The following is a 24,588-nucleotide window of genomic DNA, read 5'->3' as shown; positions in this document are numbered from 1 at the left end:
AGTACGACTACACCCTTGCTACCGTTCCCTCCTGGAGGCATCCAGGCGAAGGAAGATGAAGAGCAGGATCGTAAATCCCCAAAGAGAAGAACCTCCATAGCTAAAGAAAGGCAACGGAATGCCGATCACAGGCGTAAGCCCCGTCACCATCCCGATATTAATGGCTAAGTGGAAGAAAAAGATGGAAGCGACACTATAGCCGTACACCCGGTTGAACGTGAAACTTTGCCGCTCCGCCAGTACGATCAGGCGCAGGATCAGGAAACCGAACAACAACAAAACCACCGAAGCCCCGACAAACCCCTGTTCCTCTCCTACCGTACAAAAGATAAAGTCGGTATCTTGCTCAGGCACATATTTCAATTTAGTCTGCGTGCCGTTCAGGAAACCTTTTCCGGTAAGGCCGCCCGAACCGATCGCGATCTTCGACTGGTTCACGTTGTAGCCGGCGCCGCTCGGGTCGTCTTCCAATCCCAACGAGACTTTGATACGTATCTGCTGGTGCGGTTCCAGGATATCGGTAAACACATAATCCACCGAATACATGAAAGCCAGTGATCCCAACGCAAAGACAGCTATCAGCACATAATGCCAGACCCAATTACGGACCGACAGAAAAATCAGATAGCAGGCGGCAAGCAGAACCAACCCGATCGCTATTAGCGAATAATCGACCTCCATAAAGAAAGAAGCAGCATAACCGCCCAGATAAGCGAGAACCGTAGCCACCAGCATCCCCAATATCGCACGACTGTCTTTCCTTTCGATCTGCACCAGAATAACGGTGATCAACAGGATCAGAGAAGAGACAAGCAGCTCTCCCATCGCCGTCGCTCCGGCCGTCACATCCGAGAATTTCATGCTGACAACAAAAAAGACAACCGCACAGACTCCCGACAAAAGGATATATCCCGACATTCCCTCGCGGTACAGCATCAGGAAAAAAGCCAGATACACCAACGCCGATCCCGTCTCCTGCTGCAACAAAATGCAAACCATCGGCAGGAATATAAGCGACAATACCAGGATAAAGTTTTTGGGCGTAGTCAGCCTGAAGCCATACGTATTCATGACCTTCGCGACGGCAAGCGCCGTCGCGAACTTAGCAAACTCAGCCGGTTGCAACCTGACGGGTCCCAAGACGAGCCAAGAGTGGGAACCTTTTATATTGGGAGCCAGAAAGATCGTCGCGACCAGCAACACGATGATACCGGCATAAATCAGATAGGCGAATACATCAAAAAACTCGCTTTCCAGCATCAGGATCACAAAGATCAACCCTACCGACAGCCCCATCCACATCAACTGGGAGCCAGGACGGCCCGACGGGTCGAACAGCCCCACGTTATCGAACTCATAACTGGCGCCGCAGATGCTGAACCAACCGGCAATGATCAAGACCACATACAGGATGATCGTCAGCCAGTCAACCGTCTTCCATATTTCTGTTTTCCTATAACTCACGATTCGGCAAAGATAAAACGTTTGGCGATACAACCGCGTTCGACATCATTTCTTCCAGCGGCTTGTTTTCTTCCGAGATTTCACCTTTCAGATACTTCTCCATCATCAACTTGCCGATCGGCACACCGTAGGTCGCACCGAAACCGCCATTCTCGACATAGACACAGACGGCAACCTTCGGGTTCTGATACGGAGCGAAACCGATAAAAGCCGAGTGGTCTTTCCCATGCGGGTTCTCGGCCGTACCCGTCTTACCACAAACTTCGATACCGGGAATAGCAGCCCCCCGGCAAGTACCTCCAATGACGGCATTCCGCATACCTTCGGCCACGATTTCATAATTCCTGGGTTCCACCATCGTATGCCGTTTTTCCGTGTAAAGGGAATCCAGCGGAGTATCCTGCACCTCCTTTACGACATGCGGAGTAATGAAATATCCACGGTTGGCGATGGTCGCCGCCAGGTTACAAATCTGCAAGGGCGTAGCTAACACTTCGCCCTGCCCGATGGCAATAGAGATGATCGTACTCGAACTCCAGCGGCCTCGATAATATTTGTCATAATATCCACTATTCGGAACAAACCCTCTGTTTTCACCGGGCAGGTCAATCCCCAACTTATAGCCATACCCCATAGAAACCAGGTAGTTCTTCCAGACCTCAAACGCCTCTTCCACATTGGGGTAACGCCGCCGGCTGTCGATCATATCGCGCAGCCCCCAACAGAAAAAGGAGTTACAGGAAGTAGCCAGCGCATACGTCACATTCAGCGGAGAGGCATGGCCGTGGCAGGCCGGTTTCCCGTTACGGGCTCCTGTATATCCATGTGCACAGGTGTACATCGTCTCCGTTGTAATCACCCCTTCCTGTAGGAAAGTCAATGCCTGTGTCGGCTTAAAAGTCGATCCCGGCGGATAGCGGCCCATGATGGCACGGTCCAACAAAGGTTTATCCGAATTTTTCGACAACATGATGTGGTTCTTACCCCGCTGACGGCCGACCAACAGGCTCGGATCATAAGAAGGCGAAGAAACCATGCACAGCACCTCGCCAGTCTCCGGCTCGATCATGACGATACTCCCCCTCTTGTTTTGCATCAGCTTTTCACCCAAAGCCTGCAAATCCATATCGATCGAAAGCGTCAGGTTCTTTCCGGACACGGGGGCCACATCGTGGCGGCCTTCTTCATACCGTCCTTTTATGCGTCCATGCGCATCGCGCAACAGGATCTCCACACCCTTCACACCGCGTAAAGCCTCTTCGTAAGAGAGTTCCACACCTGAACGTCCGGCATTATCCCCTTGCACATAATAGGGATCTCTCTCGATATCCCCGCGGTTTACCTCCCCGATATTGCCTAACAGATGGGCTCCATAAGAATATTCATATTCCCGGATCGTCCGGTTCTGAATATAAAAGCCGGGGAATTTATATAGCTTTTCCTGCAAAACGCCGCACTCTTGTGCCGAAAGATGGTTCATGAACACCTGCGGGACATAGGAAGAATAGCCGGGATTCAGCCGCCTGTTCTTAATCTCGGCTATGCGTTTCACAAACAGTTCTTTTGTAATGCCAAGGATGTTACAGAAGTCGAGCGTATCGAACGGTTGGATCTCACGCATGATCAGCATGACTTCATAAGAAGGCTGATTATAGACCAGCAACTTCCCGTTGCGGTCATAAATGATGCCCCTGGAAGGGATCAAGGTCTTTTTCTGGAACGCATTACTGTCGGCCCACGCTTTATAATCGTTGTCCACCACTTGCAGGAAAAACAAACGGATGATAAAGATGAGAACCAGCAAAACAACAGCGCCACCAATCACGAAACGCCTGTTGTCAAGAGTATATTTCGTATTAATCGCCACTTTTCTGGGACTCTATATTGAATGCTTCTATTGTACAAATCAGTAAAGTCGTAGTCACCACGCTCGCCGCAATGCGGATCGCCAAGAACAGCGGGTCGAAAAGCGTCAGCGACTCGATCAAAAACAAGGCCACATGATGGATCACGACAAAAAGCAGCGTGTAGCGGAAGAAGCCGCCGTAGCCGAACGTCTTGTAAGAAGGATAAATCCCCTCCGGCAGATCTTTTCCCATCAACAACTGGATCAACGGCTGGCGGATAAAACCGGCCAGCGTGCAGGCAAACGCATGCATTCCGGGTGTATTTGAAAACATATCGATTACCAATCCGATCAGGAAAGAGAAAAACACGACATTCGTTTGTGACGTCCCCACCGGTATTTTCAAAATGAAATAAAGATACAGAAACGGGGTAGCTACACGCAGGAAATGGATATTGTTCAGGATCAACACCTGTACCAACACCAGCACCACAAAATAAATAAAGCCGCGCAGTAGATTGTTAATCATTCTTCTTTGCCTCCTGTTCTGTATTTTTTTGCTCCGCCTGACGGTAATTCTTTATGATACGCACGTTGTTCAGCGCTTGGAAATCTGTTGCCAGCTCCACTTCAAGCGAATAGAAATTATCATCATGCTGCTTCTCGAAATCCACCACTTTACCCACAATAATCCCGGACGGGAAAATAGCAGAATAACCGCTCGTCACGATCGTGTCTCCCTTCTCAAACTCCACATGGCGCGGTAATTCGTCCAGGTTGGCAAACCGCGCACTACGCCCGTTCCAGCTCAACGTCCCGAAATAGCTGCTTCCCAACACCTTGCAACTTAGTTTGAACTTCGGGTTCAACAAAGGGATCACAACGGAAAAATGGTCGGAGACCGTCGAAACGATTCCCACGACACCCCGTTCTGACACGACTCCCATATCCGGCTCCACTCCATCCTTACGGCCTTTGTTAACCGTGATATAATTGGACAAATGCGTAACGCTGTTGTTTACGACATCGGCGATCACAAAACTATACGGAAACTGTTCGGTCGAGTCAGATACAAAACCGGCAAACAAAGCCGTGTCGGCCCGCATCATCTCCAACTGATCCTGCAATTCGAGCAACTCCATCTCGAGCTGCCCGTTACGCTCCAGGAGCTCCCGGTTTATTTCACGCAGGTTCAGGTAGGAAGTGACGAAGCCGGAGACAGAAGCTATATGCCCGGTTATTACATTAGCCGAACTGAACATAATGTTCCGCTGATACGCATTATTGCGATAAACCAACGTCAACGATATGATCTCAAGCAAAATGAATAAGAACCAATGCCTCTTTCTGACTAAAAAATCCAGGAGTTTACGCATAATCAGTTGAAAATTGAAAGTTGAAAGTTGAAAGTTGAATAATCAACAAGTGTACCACCCGTTTACTTCCAACTTTCAACCCTCAACTTTCAACTTGTATTTACCGGATAAGGAAATTAAATTTGTCGATGTTCTTCAACGCAATCCCCGTACCTCTTGCCACTGCATGCAAAGGATCGTCGGCCACATGGAACTCGATGCCCATCTTGTCGCGCAAACGTTTGTCGATACCACGCAGCAAAGCACCGCCACCGGCCAGATAGATACCGTTCTTCACGATATCGGCATACAATTCGGGAGGCGTCTGTTCCAACGCGCTCAGAACGGCAGCTTCAATCTTGGAGATCGACTTATCCAGGCAATGCGCGATCTCCTGGTAGGAAACAGGCACCTTCATCGGCAGAGCCGTCATCTGGTTCGGGCCGCACACTTCGAAGTCCTCCGGTGCGTCTTCGAGGATACTCAAAGCGGAGCCAACGTTGATCTTGATACGTTCCGCCATACGTTCGCTGACGCGTATATTATGCTGGCGGCGCATATATTCCACGATATCGTTCGTCAGGTCGTCACCCGCCATCTTGATAGACTTGTTGGAGACGATACCCCCCAGCGAAATCACCGCGATCTCGGTCGTACCGCCACCTATATCGACAATCATGTTGCCTTCTGGAGCAAGCACATCCATGCCCACCCCGATAGCGGCAGCCATCGGTTCGAAAACCATATATACTTCACGGCCACCGGCATGTTCGGCAGAATCGCGTACGGCACGGATTTCGACTTCCGTACTACCCGACGGAATACCGATCACCATACGGAGCGAAGGAGCGAACCAGCGTTTACGTCCGCTGGCCATTTTGATCAATCCACGCATCATTTGCTCGGCAGCGTAGAAGTCGGCAATGACACCTTCGCGGAGCGGACGGATCGTACGAATATTCGGATTGGTCTTTTCGTACATCTCCCGTGCCTGGCGTCCTACCGCCAACACTTTTTCCGAACGAGCATCCAGAGCGATCACGGAAGGCTCATCCACTACCATCTTATCGTTGCAGGTAATAATGGTATTGGCAGTCCCCAGGTCCATTGCCAATTCTTGTGTGAAAGAAAATAATCCCATTTTAATAATGAATCAATTTGCCAATAAGCCAATGTGCCAATGAAAGTACCCCGATTGGCACATCAGCACATTGCCATATTGAATAATTACTTAATGTTTGAAATGACGGATACCCGTCTTAACCATAGCCAAGCCATGTTCGTTGCAATAATCAACGGACAGCTTGTCGTTAATAGAACCTCCCGGCTGGATAACGGCAGTGATACCGGCCTTAGCGGCTATTTCCACACAGTCGGCAAACGGGAAAAACGCATCCGAAGCCATAACGGCGCCATTCAGGTCGAAATTGAATGAAGCGGCCTTCTCAATGGCTTGTTTCAGAGAATCCACACGTGAAGTCTGTCCGATACCGCTTGCGCAAAGTTGTTTGTTCTTTACCAGCGTGATCGCGTTGGACTTGCTGTTCTTCACGATCTTGTTGGCGAACAACAGGTCTTCCACTTCCGGAGCCGTCGGTTTCTTTTCCGTCATCGGTTCCAGATCGGCTTCCCCCTGAATGCTAAGGTCCTTTTCCTGCATCAGCACGCCGTTCAGCAGTGAACGGAACTGCATCGGACAAGTCTTGCACTCCTTTCGGATCAATATGATACGGTTTTTCTTTTGTTTCAGTACTTCAAGGGCATCGGCATCGTAAGCCGGGGCGATAATCACTTCGAAGAAGATCTTATTGATTTCCTCTGCCACTTCCTTGTTTACAGTCGTGTTGGTGATCAGGATACCTCCGAAAGCAGATACCGGGTCGCCGGCCAGAGCATCTTTCCATGCTTCCACCACGTTACCGCGGGATGCAATGCCACAGGCATTGTTATGTTTCAGGATGGCAAATGTCAGTTCGTCGAATTCGTCGATCAGGTTTACGGCAGCGTCGATATCGAGCAGGTTGTTGTAAGAGATTTCCTTACCATGCAACTGGTCGAACATATTATTGAATTTGCCAAAGAATTTAGCAGCCTGGTGCGGGTTCTCACCGTAACGCAGGTTCATAGGATCGTCTACGGTAGCACGGAAGTGCGAACCCTGACGATCGTCGAAGTAATTGAAGATTGCAGAATCGTAGCCAGAAGAAACGGCAAACGCTTCTTTGGCAAACCATTTACGGTCTTCGATAGAAGTTTCCGCACCTTTCTCGTTCAGCAACTGCATCAACGGCTGATACTGAGCTTTGGATGCAACGATCACAACATCTTTGAAGTTCTTTGCGGCGGCACGGATAAGAGAAATACCGCCTATATCTATCTTTTCGATAATTGCCTGTTCTTCCGCACCGGAAGCAACTGTTTCCTCGAACGGATACAGGTCGACAATCACGAGGTCAATTTCAGGAATTTCATATTGGGCGATCTGAGCCTTGTCGCCTTCGTTATCGCGACGGTTCAAAATACCGCCAAACACTTTCGGGTGAAGCGTCTTCACACGTCCGCCCAGGATAGAGGGATAGCCGGTCAGCTCCTCTACCGCATCACAAGGGAGTCCCAAATCTTCTATAAACTTCTGAGTACCACCTGTTGACACAAAACTAACACCTTCGCGGTGGAGCTTCTTTAAAATTTCATCTAATCCATCTTTATGGTATACCGATACCAATGCACGTTTAATACGTTTTGTTGCAGCCATCTTCGTTGGGTTTATTTTAATGTTTTAGAGCACAAAAGTAGGGATTTATTTTCAATATGTATATAAGGTAAGAAAATAATTTCCTACCTTATATATTAAAGAGTGCTATAAAACAAAAGAGAAACGGAGTGGTTCCCACAAGATCATTTCTTATCCGATATCTTCAATGATTCATCGATAATTTCGTTTTCTTCTTTCAGATCATCGATCACATCATCCAATTTCTTCTCATCATCGGAAGGTGAAGTGTAATCGTCCGACAAGATAGAATGAGGAGTAAGCCCTTCGTCTTCCAGTTCGGAACTTTCGTCCCATAATGTGTTCATTATTCCAGCCATAATTATTTGTGCTTTATTTGTTAATACAGGAATAGAACAACATTAAAGGCCGATTTGTTGCCCTCCGCCCTTAACGTCCTCCTTCATTCTCATATTCGGGAAACTGGTTCAACAAATGTTTTACATTCTGATAATGACGATTATAAATAGTGACTAACCACGCCAGAACATCTTTATTTACCAGAATATTAGAAACGCCTTGCATTGTTCGTATCACCTTTTTACCCGCGACCAGCCGTTCTTCGCCCGACACGGAATCGGCTACCATCAGAGGCAGGCAAGCTGTTTGTAAATCAATCATTGCTTCGCTCCACGGAAATTGAGTCAGTTTGGAGAGGAATTGTAAAATCTTTTTCTGCCTTTTCAAGAGGATATTCAGTAACTCGAATTCGGTACGGTTAGGTGTACAGGCATGCCGATCCGTCAAATAGGCTTCTTTCAGATAGTAGGCTTTCATCTCTTCATCCGAGATATTCAGCACATTGATTGTCGTGCACTCCATACCACTAATCGCCGGGAAAATGCTTTGATTCGCTTCCATAATAGAAAAAATTTAATTGTGAATACTATCGGAGCAGTACGGAAGAGCAAAAATAAAAGCGGCTCCGCCTGTCCCGTTGCTATTCACCTTCCAGGCAGTGGGTGCATTAACACTCCACACGGGGGTACGAAACCGCCATATGAAATGCTCCACAGGCGGACATAAAAATGCCCGCCGCGAAAGAATGGCAGGTTTTCCTGCCTGGAAGTAAGAATAGCATTACAAATATACTATTAATATTGGAATATACAGCAATCAAAGCCATTATTTAGGGCAACCGCATCAAAAACCTCATTTCTTGGCAAAGGAAAATCCGTCTTTTTGATTGTTAAATCGCACAATAAGTTTCCTAAAAAGAAGGATATTCGTATGCATCTATTATCCAGCATTTTGCATTATTTCGAGTTTCTTAAAAAATATTACCCGCAAGTGTAATTTGAAATATATGGGGTAGAAAACCAAATTAGATGCGCTACTGTTTCGATTTGGACCAACAGGTATTTTAGTGAATCGTACAATAAGTAATAGATGACAATAAGATTCGTTTTGAGGAAGAATGTGCCAATGGGAGAAATGTGAACCCCATAAATGATGATTTATACGCGCGTTTCACGCCTTCATTTTTCGCCCGCGAGCGAAAAAATATTCCGGTTACGGGGTTGCCTTTGCCGGCATATAACATGGAGGAGTGTCGCTGTAGGGGCGGGTTCTAAACCCGTCCGATTGCAACAATGTGTATATTTGTCGATATCGGGCAGGTTTAGAACCTGCCCGATATCGACAATCATTTCGGACAACATCAGATATGTAACTGCAATCCCAGCGAAACAGGGTGTACTTTCGGGCCTTTGTCTTTTTCAAAGAGGCCGAAGGGAGAATATTTGGCATAGAAACCGATGCAGCCGACACCTGCCTGGAAAAGGAAATCCATCGTTACCGGACGAAGGTTCATACCCCGGTCCATCTTTCTCTTATGCTTTTCTCCCTCTGCATCATGATAGACGATCCTGGAGGAAGAAATCGTTTTAATCACGCCTACGACACCACCGGAAACAAAAAAACGCGGAGACTTGCGCCGATGCTTCGGTGACTGCCATTCGAACAGGACCGGAATCGTCAGGCTGGTGATATTCAACTTGCTGGCATTATAGACGATGCCTTCGGGAGCGGGGACCAACTGTGTGACGCCGTCCACTTCCTGAAAATGTGCATTCATATCCAACCGATAACGGCTCCAACGCATACCTGCCCCTGTCACAACCGCCCATCTATGCCGTGAGAAAGGGAAACTGAACTCCATAAAGTTCAGGTTATACTCAAGCGAGTTTCCGCTACGAAGCGAAACGCCGTCGATATCATTGATCCCGTCGCTACCTGAAAAGTTGGCGAACCCCATGCCGAAGCCTGCCCAGTGCGGATCGAAATCCTTATCCCAAGAAGGGATCGGGATGTTGATCGACTTGATATGCTTGCGCCGTTCGTAGCTCTGCCCGTCCCGGTAATGTCCCTCGAAGACCATTTCGCTGTCAATCGAATCGCCTTCTCCGGTCAGTTCGTACACCTTCACTTTCATCCGTTCGCCGTTGTCCTTCACAACGATACGTTTGTTTTCCAACCGGATGACGGTATCGGCCGGCATCGGCTCAACATCTGCAGCCAGCAATCCAATGGCAGGAAAGCATGCGGCTATGATCAATAGAAATCTTTTCATCTTTATTCTTGTTTATCAGTTTATAAATCTTTTTTGGTAAATAAGAGGGTGATCAGGTCGTCGCTGTCCAGCTCGCCTTCGATGTAGACCAGCGTGATCGTCCCTTTGGAATTGACTTTGAAGAGGACAAAGCGGTTCACGTCGGGATCTTTACCCGGAAGCTGATAGTAGGCGGAAACCACTCCCCCGTCGTCCGTCACCTCCTTGATCTTACGCGCCCCCCGCTGGTCGGCTTCCAAGCATTGGCGGGTAAAGCGAAGCGCTTCCGGATCGTTTTTGATCGTAATGCTCTTGTAGCGCGTCATGCCGTACGTTTCCAGCATTTCGTTGGAAAGCTCCACCATCGTGACATTCTTCTTCTTCCCGTAGCGGGCAAAGACATCCTGTATCTTCAGGTCCTTCTGCGCTTCGACTGCTCCGGCACCGGTTGGCAGCAGCAACAAGGCTGCCAATATTACCACTAATGTATATCTCAACTGCTTCATCTTGATATTCTTTTATTCGTCTTCACTAAAAAGGCTACCTAATTCTTTTAATTGATTATCTATTATCCGACGGTCCGCTTCATCCTTATCCATCTCCGGGAAATAGTCATCGGCAGGAGTGGCCACCTCCTGCAACGCTTCGATCGCCAGTGAACGGACTTTATGGATGTCGGTATAGCAGCGGCCGTTGATCACGACATAGTTATCGGAACAGAAACAGGGATCGGCCGGGTACAGCAGGCGGGTAAGACTCAGCAGAGCCAGCACGCAGGCTGCCACACCGGAAAGGATGTAAAGAGCGGCACGCTTCCTGTTCCGGGGGCGGAGCGATACGGACAGGGATTCGGATTCCAAATCGGGCCCGCCCTTTTGCAATTCCGCTTCACGTCCTATTTCTTCGTCAAAATAGGCGAACAGGGGTTTGTAGGCCGCCAGATGCTCCGGCACTTCTCCCGAAGCGAAAAAGGCACGGATCAGCCGTTCTTCCGCAGCAGAAGTTTCACCTTCGAAATACCGTTCCAACAGTTCTTCTATATGTAGATTACTCTTTTCCATACATTATTAATTATAAATCACATTTCCTTCATCAACTGTTCCCGTATCTTTTTCCGGGCTCTCGAAAGATTCACCCGGACGGCTTCGATCTGGGTGCCTGTTATCTCCGCTATCTCCGCCAACTCATACCCTTCGACGTCTTTCATCCGGATAATGGTTTGCTGTAGCGAAGGCAACCGGCCTATCAGCTGGCGTACACGTGCCACCGTGTCGTGCTGTTCCAGCTCTTCCGCCGGGTTCCTCGCTCCCGAATCGAGCGAAAGCAAGGTGATATCCGTCCCTTCCGGCCGGTGCTGTTTCAGTTTGTCCAGTGCCAGGTTCTTAGCGATCTGTACCGCCAGCGCCTCGACACTATTATAGCCGTCCAGCTTCTCGCGAATCTGCCACAATTTCAGAAAAGTCTCCTGCACGATATCCTCTGCATCCGACCTATCCTCCATCATCCGCCACGAAATATTGATCAACTTCTCCCGGAGCGGCAGCACGGTTATTTTAAATGTTTCGAGTTCCATTTCTACTATTATGACGACAAAGAAACGAAAACATAACATGGGAAACCCGGAAAAATGTAATAAGTCTAAGCCGGTCCATGCTAACCGGATTTTATTTCCTATATTTGTCCAACTGTCTGCTTTCGGACAGAATTAAAACTATATAGCTATGGAAAATGAAAAAGAGAAACACTCTAAATCCGATATGAAAATACTGATTGTTGAAGACGAGAACTCATTGCGCGATATCATGGTTTGTTCGCTTGGAAAGGAACGCTATGTCGTGGAAAGTGCGGCGGACTATCAGGAGGCCCTGCGCAAGATCTACGATTACGACTACGATTGTATCGTGCTGGACATCATGCTACCGGGAGGAAACGGGCTGGCGTTGTTAGAGGAACTGAAAAAGATGAAGAAGAAAGACAGCGTCATCATCGTCTCGGCGAAAGATTCGCTTGAAGACAAGGTGAAAGGACTCGATCTCGGGGCCGACGACTACCTTACCAAGCCGTTCCACTTGGCAGAACTGAACGCGCGGATCAAATGCGTCCTGCGCCGGAAACAACAAGACGGGGAGATGGACATCACCATTGCAAACATCACCATGTACCCCGACCGCCACGAAGTCTACATCGAAGGTAACCTGTTGGTATTAAACCGGAAAGAGTTCGACCTGCTCTATTACTTCGTGACCAATCCCGACCGGCTTATCAGCAAGGCGGCCCTGGCCGAATCCGTCTGGGGCGATTACATAGACCAGGCGGACAGTTTCGATTTCATCTACAGCCAGGTCAAGAACCTGCGGAAGAAACTAAAGACGGCCGGCGCCCTTCCTGAGATCAAGGCGGTATACGGCTTCGGATATAAAATGGTATGTGAAGATAAATGAGACTGCGCCAGTACACACTCCAGAACTTATCGATCCCCCTACTGCTGATCTTGTCGGTATGGGCATACGCCTTTTACGCCACCATCACGCATGAGATCGACGAAGAGACGGACGAAAGCCTGATGAACCACAAGATGCTGATCATCAAAGCGGCATTAGCAGACAGTAGCTTGCTGAAAGACCATGTGGACATCCTGACACAATATTATATCAGCGAAATACCCAAAGCGGAAGCCGACCTGGCGCTGAACGAATTCTTCGACTCCACCCGGGTCATCCCGCTCGAAATGACCTCCGTCCCGGTACGCGGATTGCGAACCTGCTTCCGCACGTCCGACGACAAATATTACCAACTGACCATCACCACCTCCATCCTTGAAAAAGAAGATATGGTGAACGCAACGATCATAGGGCTCGCCATCCTCTATTTCTCCCTCGTTTTCTGCATACTGCTCGTCATACACCTGGTATTCCGCAAGAGCCTGCACCCGCTGTACGTCCTGTTCGACTGGCTGAAAAAATACCGGCTTGGCAAGACGAACGTTCCGCTCCGCAACGAGACCAAGATAGAGGAGTTCCGCATCCTGAACGAAGCGATCGAGGACGTGGTCGACCGGAGCGCCCGGTTGTACAACACGCAGAAGCAGTTTATCGAAAACGCCTCCCACGAACTTCAAACCCCGCTCGCCATCTGCATGAACAAACTGGAACTGATGAGCGAGAACCCCGATTGCACCGAACAGCAGTTGACCGAATTTGCCGACCTCCACCAGGCACTGACCGGGATCGTCAAAATGAACAAATCCCTCCTGCTCCTCTCCCGCATCGGGAACCGGCAATTCCCGGAGACTTCGCGCATCCACCTAAACGCCTTGGTCACCGCCATGCTGGACGACTTCGGAGAGATGTACGAGCACAAACATATAACCGTTACTTTCAAGGCATCCGGGCAATTGTTCGTCACCATGAACGACTCGCTCGCCTCCACCCTCATCACCAACCTGGTCAAAAACGCTTACATCCACAACAAGCAGGACGGCAGCATACGGATCGTAACGACCACCCGTACGCTGACAATCGCCAACAGCAGCGACACTCCCCGCCTCAGCCCCTCTACCCTGTTCGACCGTTACGAGCGGCAAAGCAAGCACAAAGAATCGACCGGCCTGGGGCTTGCCATCGTCAAGTCGATCGCCGCCCTTTACGAGATCAAAGTGGAATATAACTATGAAGATCAACTACACGAATTCAAATTAACCTTCAAATAGGCCGCGATTCCCAAATCTTTCCCAAATCGTTTCATTCCTTTGCCGTGCAAATTAACGGGAGTTTCCTTCTGCCTGCCGGATGTTCATACTGAAGCATTTCCAGGAAACGGAGATTGCCCATATCGAACTCGAAACCGGATTCTTTCAGTCCAAGTGCAATCATGTGATCCTGACGAACGGCATCGACATCCATTTCAGGCAATCGAGCGGCAAATGGTTGCAGATCAAAGACAACCCGGTAAAAGACGATTTTTAACCGTATGTATAACTTAATAATAGCAATTATGAAACTAAAAAATTTTATGCTGGCATTTGTTTGCAGCGCCTTTGTGTTTACTGCTTGTAGCGACGACGATGATAACGGCAACGTCACCCCGTCGGATGTCCCCGAGGCCGTGTTGAAAGCGTTTGAAAACAAATATGGCGACGTCAAGGATGTCAAATGGGAGAAGAAAAACAACTACAACGTGGCCCGTTTCCAGGCAGGCGCCATCACAAAAGCGGACGACAGCTATACGACTTCTGCTTGGTTTGACGACAACGGTTCCGAGAAACAGGTGAACCAGGACATCCCGTTCGCCAAATTGCCGGAAGCCGTCAAGACAGCTTTCGCCGATATCCAGAAAGCCATGTATGCAGACTGGAAAGCAGACGATGAAGCAGACGTCGTAAACCGCCTCGACATGGGTCTCGTCTACATCATCGAAATCGAAAAGGGCCAGGAAGAAAGAGAACTGTCTTTCACCGCCGCCGGCATCCTGTTGAAAGACGTGGCGGACGATGACGACGACGACGATATCCTGCCGGTAGTCGTATCAGAAGAAATCAAAAAAACAATCGCCGGCTTATTCCCGGATAGCAAGAGCGTCGTAATCATGGAGATCGAAGCCGACGACGACGAAACCGAAATAGACGTCCTCGACGACGGCATCCACAAAGAAGTCAAGCTGGACGCCAAAGGCAACTGGGTAAGCACCGAATTTGAAGTAACCCTGCCGGACGCCATGGAGATCATGAACACGTTGAACCCGGCTATCCTCCAAAAGTTACAGGCAATGGCAGCGCAGGCCGGCATCGACCTGACTAATCCGGAGATCATCAGCAACACGGAAGTGAACGTCATCAGCCACGTAACGGAAGGCATGTACTTCGAAGTGGAAATCGAGATCGGCGGCAAAGAGATAGAAGTCACGATCGACAAAGACGGCAACATCTCTATTGGTGATTAAGCCTGTCCATTCAACCCACATACAAAAGACAATACCCAACCTGAGCATCCCGGCACATTCTTCCTTTTGCCGGGATGCTTTTTTATAGATATGGACAACCTTGACAACAAAAGAGCACCTGCCGAGAACAAATCATTATTCCTTAGAATGTACACCCGGCTTTTATTGCCTTCTGTTGCATTTGTTCCAGAGACTTCGCGTATGTCTTGTTCAACCGATCCGAACTATGGATTACCCGATAATCGCTTGCACTCGCCCCATCCGCCAAATCCGGTGAAATCGAATGGGCTTTATTCATACCTGCCGCACGTCCCTTTCGTCCGGCATTCGCCTCGGTCCCATGTGCCAGACGGGAAGAAAGCCGTTTGATTTCGGAACGATAGAAAGCGCAACTGTTCCCGCCTCCACCGGAACTTCCGCCACTGCCATAATCAGCTCCGGCATAACCACCTCCATCATTTGCATGGGCGGTCAACGACATATTGCTCGTAGCCGATACATACCCGGCAACATCGCCTGACGCCAAACTATTCACAGCCTGCCCGATCGAAGCGGCATCACCGCCGCCGTTCTTCACTGCATCAACAGCCAATGCCGTTCCTGCAGCAACCCCGATTATATTTGCCGCAGTCATAAAACCTTGCTCCACACGGTTCCATCGACGTTCACGCCGGTCTTTCTTGGCCTGTTTCAGATTGGCTTCTATCTCTTTATTCTCCGGAGCCAACTTATTGGCTATCTTCAAGCGGTTCATTCCTTCCTTATAGCTTTCCCCTTCTATATCCATAATGCCAATATTGTTATGGGCCATCGCATAAGTAGGATCTATACTCAGGATTTTCCGATATTGCTCACGAGCCTCCGCATGCAAGCCAGCTTCATCCAACACCACAGCTTTTGCAAACGCACGGTCCAACAGATCATCCATGACCAAGCCGTTTGCGCCTATCTGCCCATGCTCGAAATTGATCCATCCGACAGAACTGCCTGCAACAAACGGTTCGATCCGGTCATAGCTCGGCGGAACGATCAATGCCCCGGTCCAACTATACAGTCCGACCGATTCATCTTCATACACAGCAAACATCTCCCCTTCGGACATATATTCGATCATGTCAAACACACAAGGGATCACCAATCGTCCATAATGATCAACCGCTCCCCATTTGTCACCTTCCGCCACCAAAGCAAAGCCATCTCCCACACGTGCGATTTCTTCATAACGCAAGGGGACAGTCCAAAGCGAATCAGCCGGGACGGAAGTTCGGTAAAGGCTGTCCGATATCAGTATGTCGATAGCTTTCCCCGCCTCTTCTATCTTAGATAACAAGTCACCATACACACCACTCTCTCGATCGGACTTCACTTTTTTAGCAGCCTCCTTATAGGGTTTGTTCGAAGTCGGAAGCTTTGTCATCATCTCTTTCAGTTTATATTTGCAAGGAACGACAATCTCACCTTTCAAGTCGATCGCCCCGATCTTACCGTCCATTTTAACAGCCGCCAAATCATTTTCTTCAAAATTTTCCGCCCACTCGAATTTCGGAGGAATCACAAATTTTCCTGACTTATCGATAAATCCGAACATCCCATCTTTCTTAACAGCCGCCAATCCCCGGCTGAATCCTTCCAGCCTGTCAACAGGTTCGAACTGTGGCTCGATAATGAAACGGTTATAACGGTCTACAAAACCGACTCTCCCATTCAACTGCACGCCGGCCAGATTTTCACCGAAATATTTCGCCACCTTTTCATACTGCGGCGGAATCGCCCATTCCGTCTCATAGCCTACGTGCAAGATATCATCCAACTGATTCCCAAATGAAATCCCTGTTCCCAAAATCCCGTTATTGGAAAGCGTAGCCGCTTTCTGCCACCAACCGCTTTTCTCCCCCTGATTCTCATATCCCCATCTCTTGGCTTTATCAGATTTTGCAGCCAAAGCAGAATCGTCGGCTTGGGAATGGACGACAAAAGGGAAAAAGAGAATCACTACACTCAAACTGCATATTATCTGCCATATCCTGTTTTTCATATCTACTATGTTTTATTTTTTTATCAATTTCACAGTCTGCATCTGCTCCTCTCCAGCCAAGATGTACAAAAGATAAATTCCGGATGGCTGATCTCCCATGAACAAATCCGTAACACCTTCGCAAGCATCCATCCGCCTTACTTGTTTACCGGCAAGATTGAACAAGATCAAGCGGCTCTTAACCGGTAACGTCCCGACATGGACATAATCCGTCACCCGTGTCGGATAGACTTGGATCACAATTTTTTCTATCTCCTCGTCTGCGGTCGGATCATCAGAATCGCCACCATCAGGGTTATCGGGATCGTCCGGTCCACCGCCAGCCGCTTCAAAACGCGCCTCCAGCTTAGCATCACCGCTTATCTTATATATAAAGCGTTCCGCAGTTGAGACCCTTTCCCCTCCGATAAACCATCCGACAAACCGATATCCGTCATTCGGCGTTGCGATCAGTTCCAAAGAGCTGTCATACTCATAATAACCCGTTCCAAAAGTGACAAAACCCTGGGCGGCATTATAAGAGATTTCGATCTTATAGGAAATCGGTTCGAAATTAGCGACAAGCGTCTGGTCTACGATTGCGGTATGCAAATAGGTCTCTTCGGCCGACACGGCCCGGTCATTGATCGTCCAAGTCTTAAACTGGTAGCCCTTATTTGCCTTTGCCTTAAATTCCGTTTCCTTTCCATAATCGACTTGTATGGAAGCGGGAGTAACGGTTCCCGCCTTTTCCGGTTCGGCCAAAGCCGTCAAAGAGACTTTCCCTCCCGCCAACTGGTTCCAAACAACCGAATAATCCTCTTCACCGGTAAAGCCTTCGGCATCCTTAATTTCAGATGTATGGATCGTCAATGTATACACTCCGTTTTGTTTGGTAAGAGTTGACAAATCCAACAGATAAGAATTCCCTTCCTGCAGCTTTAGTTGAAGTCCTTTCGTATCCATTTTTTTCCCTTGACAGAACAAAGAAAACATTTCAGTTGTCAAAGAACTTTCCGAAACCCCTTTATTAAACTTAATCGTGATTGCATCAACCGGAGTCGTGGCGACATTATTACCTTCCGGCAAGCCCAAAATAGATTCGACAGCCAATAGCATTTCCGGACGTTCTTCAAATACCAACTGGAATTCACCGGGAGTCGAACCTGCAGCCTTAGTTGTGATGTCGTCGAAATAATCTACCACATGAATCCGATACTCATACTTCGGATCTTTGCCATCCCGCAACGTCCGATCCGTTTGCCAAACCTTTCGGGTATCCAAGTTACTATCTCCATTGACGCTGACCAATTTCATACTACCCTTTGTCGGATCTGCAATACTGATATAATTCCAACCAACAGTAGAAGGCGTTACTGTCAATGAACGATTAGGACCGGAATCTGTAAGTTTGGCATCTTTTGCCTTCACAACCGGAGCGACTGTACCGTCTGTCAGATACATCATATCCGGAAAATCCTCCGCATCCGGAATATCGTTGACCATAAATCCGGTTACTTTTGGTGTTACCGATTCATTCACCCTGATGCCTCTGATCAGTTCATGGATGCGTACCGTATCCAACAAACTCAAATCCGGATTGTCGTAGTTAGTCACATGGGTTGCCTCTACCTTATAATCGGTAAAATGACCGAGCAACGTACTTATCAGCCACCATTGTGCATAAGCAGTCTCGCCAGTTTTGATCGTTCCGAAATCTGTTGCAACATTTTCTCCCATGACAGCCATTTCTTCCCCTCCGTTCAATTGTGAAGTTTTGATTTGGAAATCTACGAATAACCCTTTTTCATTATCCGTAATCTCCGGCTGTTCCGTTGTCATTCGTACATTCGTAGCATCTCCTGCTCCGATATTATGAATCAACAAAGAAAATTCGGACGGAACCATCGGCTCGACCACATCTTTTGTCAAAGGATCGTCACCTAAAATATCGCGTTGCATAAAGTAATCCATTTCCAAATTCGGAGAAGGAATGACAGTCATCGTGGCTGGAAACAGGTCGCGGGTTACTTCCAAACCGGTAAACGGATCGAGATATGAGAGTGTTCCACCGAAAGTATATTCTTTCGGCTTGGTCGGAGCGGCATATTTGGTAGGGATAAACAAGATCGTCGCCTTTCCTGTCTTTTGGGCGTCCAATGTCCAAGCACCATCCAATTTACCACCAAAGCCATCCAAACTTTCCGGATTGATTTGGAATTCATGGGAAGTGGCAACTACGCCGTCTTCATCAGAAACTACTATATCGAGCTTTACATCATTCAAAGGAACAGACTCATGGCTATTATTTACAACCAATGTTCCTCTAAAAGCTTGGCGAGCCATAACCATAGATTGAGAAAACTGGAGAGAAACCGAAGAACAAAGCGAATTAGAAGCATCATCTACTTGCTTTTTCAAATCATAAAATATATTATAAAGAAGTTCTTCTGTCGAAGCATATCCTAATGATTTGGATTTGGATTCAAGCTCAGCGATCCTATCTATATTCTTTATTAAAATATCTCCATCAATATAATTTTCAGAAGACAACTTTTTGCCACTCCAAATTTTCAATGAATTATTCCACCGATCAATAAACAAATCAAATGTTTCTTCAGATATCGCCTCAGGCTTATATTTATACAGATCTTCATTTTTCGCTATAATGCCTTCATGAGAAAGCATATACGAAAACATTTTAGAAACATCCTCAAATGTACAATCATACCATTTTTCATCACCATATATTTCCATTATCATATTGGAGACACATTCCCATTCATCTACTGCAATTCGGAATTTATTTTCAAAATCCTCCATCCATGACATTGTCCCGACATTTGCCTTTGTGATAGGATCATTGTTCTTTATATTCTCCCAATTTTCCATAAAATTTATCATACAGTTTCCTCCTATTCCGGCATAAGTAGCACCTGTTTTAACTAAGTCGCCCGTTTTCATCATACCTATTCCGGCAGTAACAGCAGCTGCACCTAAACCAGCACCAGCACCAGTCGCAATAAATGCTGCTCCGGCCACAGTTACCGCAGCTCCTGCTATTTGCATAACTTCACCTCCTGTCTGTATAAGCATGCTTGAAACATTCGCCGTACAATATGCCGCCTGATATTTTTTATCTTTATTAGGATCATTCATATTCACTACGCAATCTTTTATCGCTCCCCCCCAGCCTAAAACTGTTCCAACTATAGGTATTTTGCTAATAGGATTAACTTCGTCTTTTGCGGCAGCAAAAATTGTTTCCCTACATGGAGCATCAGGGTTGAAAAGACCTGCAACTGCTCGGACAACTGGATTACAAATCGTTTTCTCAATTGCTCCCGACACATTCTCCATAACCGTATAAATAGGAGAAAATGCCTTTGCAAAAAACTGATTTCTCTTTAATATATAATCATAAAGTTCATATTCATCCATGCCTGTCGGAGTTAATGGAGAAATATCACCTCCATTTCCTTTCTTTTCTGCCATACAAGTTTTAACTAAACGAGTTCCATTTGGGACTTTTACCCATTTTTGTTCTTTATTACATTGCCAATTATATACAGTAACCTCCTGCATTGTACATGGTATATCCGAATTTTCATCATGCATGGCCTTTGTCATCACTCCTTTTCGTGTCATCTTCACCGGAACAACAACCGATTGCTGTGCTTTCAAATCAATATTATCTTCAGACAATAATTCAAACTCCAAAGATTTCAGATTTTGCGGAAATACAAGAAGTACGTCATTTGCTGTTATCAACCCCTTGTTTGTTAATTTTATTTCAAACACATAAGATTCCCCTATAGCCAATTCATCAGCAGGGACATACTCCGGCATTTCCGTTACGACAACAGGTACAGGTACATTCGTCTCATACTTTACATCCGTCTTTATTTCATACTCATCTTCCACAGTTGTCTCCTCAACTGTCCAACTATACGTAATCGCCCGAAAACTCAAATCTACGACTTCTTTATTCATCTTCCCCGGATCAATCAAAATCGTATTCTTATACGAATCATGTTTGTCAGCCGTTACTTCAAGCGTATAATAACCAGCAGGTAGTTCACAGGTGAACAAACCCTTCGTTCCGGTAATTCCATTGGCAACCTCTTCGTTGGTATTAGGTCTTGTCACACGGACTTTTGCTCCGCTCACATGTGGCTTTTCAACCGTATAATAGGTGTACTCGTCACAGACATCCACAGCCAATGTCCCTATTTCGGAGGATACAGGCGTGATCCGAAAAGATATCGGAATCCCATTACCATTTGCACAATTGATTGCGAACTGTCCTTTATGCGCCAGATTCGCTTCCATTTCAGTTCTCGGTGCCAATCGTAATAAGACAGTCGTACTTTCCCCATACTTCAACGATGGCATTTTTTCCGGACTTGCCAACGACATCCAATCAGATTTCGGCAAAACAATTTGAATATCACCAGTTTCTCCTTTCCCCGTATTAGTAATCGTCACCGGATATTCTCGAATGGCTCCTATCGTCATGGTCGTATTCAGATTCGATTCACTCACTTCCAACTGTGCGGCCTGCGACCGGCAATAATAATAAATATCCAAATCCAACACAGCACCTTCAGCAGAAGCAATCTGCACTTTTATCGGTTCCCAATCCACACTCGGAGAAACCGCTTTGCCCGTCACCTCATATTGCAATTCGGCAGTACCTTTGGCCGATAAGCTGGAAATAGAAGTAAAATGAATCTCACAATTTTTGGGTTGAGAAATGACCTTTGCCGTCACGCTGCTCAAAGGCTTATTTCCGGGATTTGACAAGGGTATCGAACCGGTCGTTTTTTCATCGGTAAAGACTTCCCAGGCAATCACTCCGTTGGAAGCTTTCCTTAAACCAAACAGGTCGAATCCGGCCATCTCTTTGTCCAAACTTTCACCCGGATAACAGGCTCCTACACCAAAATGTCCCATTTGCCAACCTTCCGGCGTAAACTTCTTTTGAAAAATGCCGGCATTATCCGTCTTCACATTGAGTACCTGCCGATAACCATCATTAATAATATATAGATCGACCGGAACGCCGGCAGTCTTACTGCCGGTTACTTGTCCGGTGATCATGACAGATTCCCCTGTCTTAATTACACTCTTATCCAAGGAGACCTGCACTGTATATAAAGGGGTTAATGTGATAGCAAACGGCGCAGAAGAATTATTGACGTAAGACAATTCCTTTTTCGACTGCTCCTCATTTACGATGGCAATCAACTGGTAGCTACCTGTTGTTTCCGGGAAAACGAATACCTTTTCCAACATGACGCTTTCACCAACGGGCAACTCGCTTTGCGTGTATAACGTTCCTAATGCAACCGCATTATTTACCAAAGTTGCACTCGGACTGAGATAAACAGAAACTTTCGTCTGCGCAGGCAACATTGCAGCTCCTTCGTTCTTCACCGTCACCTTCACCGTTGCACTGCTTTGCACGGTGACCTCACTGTTCACCTCAACATTTGTAACGACCGCATCCGGCAAGTTCTGATCCGTAATGTTCAAACAACAAATACTATTACCAAACACACCGGCCTCGACCACGATCATAACAGTCCGGTTTCCATCCGAAACATCATTCTTGTCAACCGTGACATCCACATCCACCGACTTCTGCCCCGCCAAAATCGTGGCAGAGGAAGGGAACTTCAAACCGTTTGAATTTTCACTTGACAGGTTAATCGTCAAATCCTGTGATAGTTTTTGATTGACCGAAATCGTAATCTTCCCTGTCTCACCCTCCAACAAAGTTGTTTTGGAAGCCTTTATCGCCACCGCCGCATCATCGTCATCCAAAACGGTCAATGTTTTTTCAAATACACCGGCTTGTGTCCCGGCAGTCGAACAATTGCAGGAAGAGATATAGATAGCCCCCGTAATCTTCACAAGCTTGTCACCATCCTTCATCCCATTGTCGACCGTTCGGATCGCAAACTCCTTTTCCGAAACACCCTTTTCCAAAACAACGGAAACAGGAAGACTGATCCGGCCGTCTCCGTCGTCCGTCAAGTTCACGGTCACCCGATTGTCCGTAACCCCGGAACGTTTCAATATAGCCGTCACCACTTGGTTCGCTTCACTCACTATCGAAGTCGATAATTCGAGAGTTATATTCGGAATATCGTTATCCTTGATTTTTACAAATCGCCGACTCATCAAATCGAATTCATGTCCAGGAGCCGAAACCGTAAAAACGACCTCGTCATCCAAACCCGGCAGGTCGTCGTCTTTAACCTTTATCGTCACTTCCTTCGTTTTCTTTCCCCCCGGAATCACCACTTCGGACAGGAAGTTTTCAAAACGCTTGGGATGGTCGGAAGAGAGCTTAACCGTCAAAGGCCACGAAATATCCCATTCGCGTTCAAGCCTCAACGTAAATATCTCTCCTTCAGAAATTTCCGTCTTATCCAATGACAATTTCAAATATGGCCGTTCGTCATCCTCAATCCGGATCACCCGCTTGATAACAGCATAATCACTGCCTTGTATGGAAAGTGTGGCCGTCGAATCCGGATTCGCTTTATCATCATTCTTAGCATTCACCACAAAAGAGGCTCCCGACTGTCCGGCAGGAATATTCAAACTTGCCGGGGTAATCAATCGTCCCGGATTCGAATTCGTAATCGTAAACGACTCCGCTTTCCGGCGATTACCGCTTCGATACACATAGCAATTGATGCCGGAAGAAGAATTTTCCGATATGAAACTTTTAGACACAGTAAAAGTCAGCACTTTCGATACCGTAAATGTCTTACTCGATATACCCGTATTATTCGCCGCATCAGCCTCCAATTCTCCGGCACCGGCATTCGGGGTCAGTTTAACCTTGATCCGAACCGTACCATCCACACCTGGACAGTCACTCAATTTAAACTCGGCGTTCCTGGATACTTGTCCGCCAGCAGACAATATTTCCTGGTAATTAAGGCTTCCCAGATAGATTTCGCTTTCATCATCCTGGCCGGCCAAATAAACAGATTCTTTCCAACCTGCTTTCGTAGGTTGGTTTCCGATATTACGAACCAACCAACTTGCTTTCACGATTTCTCCCGGCTTGACAGCAGACATAGCCGATGCCACAGCAGACACTTCCAAGTCCGGTCGATTTCCACGAACAATTTCCACATAGTTCTCCCCAATCGTGCAATTCACTCTCCCGGCATCTTTTTTAGTCAGGATCATATTGGTGATCGTAAACGGGACTTTAACCCCTATTAACGATTCAACATCCTCGATCTTGACCTGGAAAGTAAGGATTTCACCTTTCGAGCCTCCGATCGTCTCATTGGAAGAAGAGAACACCAACAGACGATACTTATTGGATGACAATCGGTTATAAGTTCCTACCGCATCCGATGCCATACGTTCGGATAGATTTACCGCCAGACGCCCTTTCTCGTCCAAAACAGGAGATATCTTGTCCGGAAAATCCAAATCGAACTGAAAAGCGACCACATCGTCGCTGTTATCCAAATAGACGGGTATCGAAGCCGTACTTCCGGCTACAACCTGCATCTCCGGAATATACAACTTATTGTTTCCGGAAGATTGGGAAAATCCCTGCCAAACCAAAAGCAGGAGTCCCCATATTATATATAATTGACGAAATTTCAT

The 24,588-nt window shown here is 47.2% G+C and carries 18 protein-coding genes; 4 read left to right on the top strand and 14 right to left on the bottom strand.

Annotated elements, in window-relative coordinates; translation table 11 throughout:
* Positions 1 to 18 precede the first annotated feature (18 nt).
* From rodA to ACPYIV_RS01605, 12 genes are all read right to left on the bottom strand, one after another.
* Positions 19 to 1,464, bottom strand: coding sequence for a rod shape-determining protein RodA (gene rodA / locus ACPYIV_RS01660; RefSeq protein ID WP_425885196.1), 1,446 nt, complete (start codon positions 1,462 to 1,464; stop codon positions 19 to 21).
* Positions 1,454 to 3,331: a penicillin-binding protein 2 gene (mrdA, locus tag ACPYIV_RS01655; protein WP_293733900.1), complete on the bottom strand. Its 1,878-nt coding sequence runs from the start codon at positions 3,329 to 3,331 to the stop codon at positions 1,454 to 1,456. The genes rodA and mrdA overlap by 11 nt, the downstream gene beginning before the upstream one ends.
* Complete coding sequence (gene mreD, locus ACPYIV_RS01650) at positions 3,321 to 3,839, bottom strand: rod shape-determining protein MreD (protein ID WP_300760721.1); 519 nt, start codon at positions 3,837 to 3,839, stop codon at positions 3,321 to 3,323. The genes mrdA and mreD overlap by 11 nt, the downstream gene beginning before the upstream one ends.
* A complete protein-coding gene (gene mreC / locus ACPYIV_RS01645) occupies positions 3,832 to 4,686 on the bottom strand; it encodes a rod shape-determining protein MreC (RefSeq protein ID WP_293733902.1) in 855 nt (284 codons plus the stop codon). Before mreC ends, mreD begins: the two co-directional genes overlap by 8 nt.
* Before the next feature lie 100 nt (positions 4,687 to 4,786).
* The gene (locus ACPYIV_RS01640) at positions 4,787 to 5,806 is read right to left on the bottom strand and encodes a rod shape-determining protein (RefSeq protein ID WP_005640987.1); all 1,020 of its coding nucleotides are present in this window, start codon (positions 5,804 to 5,806) and stop codon (positions 4,787 to 4,789) included.
* A 90-nt stretch (positions 5,807 to 5,896) separates the two neighbouring features.
* Positions 5,897 to 7,420: a bifunctional phosphoribosylaminoimidazolecarboxamide formyltransferase/IMP cyclohydrolase gene (gene purH / locus ACPYIV_RS01635; protein ID WP_425885192.1), complete on the bottom strand. Its 1,524-nt coding sequence runs from the start codon at positions 7,418 to 7,420 to the stop codon at positions 5,897 to 5,899.
* A 143-nt stretch (positions 7,421 to 7,563) separates the two neighbouring features.
* On the bottom strand, positions 7,564 to 7,758 hold the full coding sequence (locus tag ACPYIV_RS01630) for a hypothetical protein (RefSeq protein WP_293733904.1): 195 nt from the start codon (positions 7,756 to 7,758) through the stop codon (positions 7,564 to 7,566).
* A 70-nt stretch (positions 7,759 to 7,828) separates the two neighbouring features.
* Positions 7,829 to 8,299 carry a hypothetical protein gene (locus tag ACPYIV_RS01625; protein ID WP_293739001.1) on the bottom strand — a complete coding sequence of 157 codons (471 nt, stop codon included), beginning with the start codon at positions 8,297 to 8,299 and terminating at the stop codon, positions 7,829 to 7,831.
* A gap of 799 nt (positions 8,300 to 9,098) precedes the next feature.
* Entirely contained in the window at positions 9,099 to 10,010 is a 912-nt protein-coding gene (locus ACPYIV_RS01620; RefSeq protein ID WP_293733586.1) for a PorT family protein, read from the bottom strand.
* 20 nt (positions 10,011 to 10,030) lie between these two features.
* Entirely contained in the window at positions 10,031 to 10,495 is a 465-nt protein-coding gene (locus ACPYIV_RS01615; RefSeq protein WP_301704285.1) for a hypothetical protein, read from the bottom strand.
* Positions 10,496 to 10,507: 12 nt separating this feature from the next.
* A complete protein-coding gene (locus ACPYIV_RS01610; RefSeq protein ID WP_293733588.1) occupies positions 10,508 to 11,050 on the bottom strand; it encodes a hypothetical protein in 543 nt (180 codons plus the stop codon).
* 17 nt (positions 11,051 to 11,067) lie between these two features.
* Complete coding sequence (locus tag ACPYIV_RS01605; RefSeq protein ID WP_293739004.1) at positions 11,068 to 11,562, bottom strand: RNA polymerase sigma factor; 495 nt, start codon at positions 11,560 to 11,562, stop codon at positions 11,068 to 11,070.
* Between the two features lie 184 nt (positions 11,563 to 11,746).
* Here ACPYIV_RS01605 and ACPYIV_RS01600 point away from each other — a divergent pair, with 184 nt between their 5' ends.
* The 4 genes from ACPYIV_RS01600 (at position 11,747) to ACPYIV_RS01585 (ending at position 14,927) form a co-directional block, all read left to right on the top strand.
* The gene (locus tag ACPYIV_RS01600; protein ID WP_293733609.1) at positions 11,747 to 12,430 is read left to right on the top strand and encodes a response regulator transcription factor; all 684 of its coding nucleotides are present in this window, start codon (positions 11,747 to 11,749) and stop codon (positions 12,428 to 12,430) included.
* On the top strand, positions 12,427 to 13,698 hold the full coding sequence (locus ACPYIV_RS01595; protein ID WP_301704289.1) for a sensor histidine kinase: 1,272 nt from the start codon (positions 12,427 to 12,429) through the stop codon (positions 13,696 to 13,698). The genes ACPYIV_RS01600 and ACPYIV_RS01595 overlap by 4 nt, the downstream gene beginning before the upstream one ends.
* A 79-nt stretch (positions 13,699 to 13,777) precedes the next feature.
* Positions 13,778 to 13,954 (top strand): hypothetical protein, encoded by a 177-nt coding sequence (locus ACPYIV_RS01590; RefSeq protein WP_301704290.1) that lies wholly within the window; start codon positions 13,778 to 13,780, stop codon positions 13,952 to 13,954.
* Between the two features lie 28 nt (positions 13,955 to 13,982).
* Positions 13,983 to 14,927 carry a PepSY-like domain-containing protein gene (locus ACPYIV_RS01585; protein WP_293739006.1) on the top strand — a complete coding sequence of 315 codons (945 nt, stop codon included), beginning with the start codon at positions 13,983 to 13,985 and terminating at the stop codon, positions 14,925 to 14,927.
* Positions 14,928 to 15,069: 142 nt separating this feature from the next.
* Here ACPYIV_RS01585 and ACPYIV_RS01580 read toward each other — a convergent pair whose 3' ends face one another.
* Both ACPYIV_RS01580 and ACPYIV_RS01575 read right to left on the bottom strand, forming a co-directional pair.
* The gene (locus ACPYIV_RS01580) at positions 15,070 to 16,962 is read right to left on the bottom strand and encodes a WG repeat-containing protein (RefSeq protein ID WP_425885187.1); all 1,893 of its coding nucleotides are present in this window, start codon (positions 16,960 to 16,962) and stop codon (positions 15,070 to 15,072) included.
* 12 nt (positions 16,963 to 16,974) lie between these two features.
* Positions 16,975 to 24,588, bottom strand: coding sequence for an InlB B-repeat-containing protein (locus ACPYIV_RS01575; RefSeq protein ID WP_425885185.1), 7,614 nt, complete (start codon positions 24,586 to 24,588; stop codon positions 16,975 to 16,977).

Source organism: Parabacteroides vesiculifaciens (assembly GCF_049860805.1).
In the GTDB taxonomy this organism is placed as follows: Bacteria; Bacteroidota; Bacteroidia; order Bacteroidales; family Tannerellaceae; genus Parabacteroides.
Note: the sequence above shows the minus strand (reverse complement) of the source record. Positions and strands in the feature narration are given on the sequence as shown.

Bases quoted from the DNA above. Each gene is read 5' to 3' on its own strand.
- ACPYIV_RS01605 (WP_293739004.1), bottom strand. From the start codon at position 11,562: ATGGAACTCGAAACATTTAAAATAACCGTGCTGCCGCTCCGGGAGAAG.
- purH (WP_425885192.1), bottom strand. From the start codon at position 7,420: ATGGCTGCAACAAAACGTATTAAACGTGCATTGGTATCGGTATACCAT.
- ACPYIV_RS01610 (WP_293733588.1), bottom strand. From the start codon at position 11,050: ATGGAAAAGAGTAATCTACATATAGAAGAACTGTTGGAACGGTATTTC.
- ACPYIV_RS01620 (WP_293733586.1), bottom strand. From the start codon at position 10,010: ATGAAAAGATTTCTATTGATCATAGCCGCATGCTTTCCTGCCATTGGA.
- ACPYIV_RS01630 (WP_293733904.1), bottom strand. From the start codon at position 7,758: ATGGCTGGAATAATGAACACATTATGGGACGAAAGTTCCGAACTGGAA.
- ACPYIV_RS01580 (WP_425885187.1), bottom strand. From the start codon at position 16,962: ATGAAAAACAGGATATGGCAGATAATATGCAGTTTGAGTGTAGTGATT.
- ACPYIV_RS01595 (WP_301704289.1), top strand. From the start codon at position 12,427: ATGAGACTGCGCCAGTACACACTCCAGAACTTATCGATCCCCCTACTG.
- mreC (WP_293733902.1), bottom strand. From the start codon at position 4,686: ATGCGTAAACTCCTGGATTTTTTAGTCAGAAAGAGGCATTGGTTCTTA.
- ACPYIV_RS01590 (WP_301704290.1), top strand. From the start codon at position 13,778: ATGTTCATACTGAAGCATTTCCAGGAAACGGAGATTGCCCATATCGAA.
- ACPYIV_RS01625 (WP_293739001.1), bottom strand. From the start codon at position 8,299: ATGGAAGCGAATCAAAGCATTTTCCCGGCGATTAGTGGTATGGAGTGC.
- mreD (WP_300760721.1), bottom strand. From the start codon at position 3,839: ATGATTAACAATCTACTGCGCGGCTTTATTTATTTTGTGGTGCTGGTG.
- ACPYIV_RS01585 (WP_293739006.1), top strand. From the start codon at position 13,983: ATGAAACTAAAAAATTTTATGCTGGCATTTGTTTGCAGCGCCTTTGTG.
- ACPYIV_RS01640 (WP_005640987.1), bottom strand. From the start codon at position 5,806: ATGGGATTATTTTCTTTCACACAAGAATTGGCAATGGACCTGGGGACT.
- ACPYIV_RS01575 (WP_425885185.1), bottom strand. From the start codon at position 24,588: ATGAAATTTCGTCAATTATATATAATATGGGGACTCCTGCTTTTGGTT.
- ACPYIV_RS01615 (WP_301704285.1), bottom strand. From the start codon at position 10,495: ATGAAGCAGTTGAGATATACATTAGTGGTAATATTGGCAGCCTTGTTG.
- ACPYIV_RS01600 (WP_293733609.1), top strand. From the start codon at position 11,747: ATGAAAATACTGATTGTTGAAGACGAGAACTCATTGCGCGATATCATG.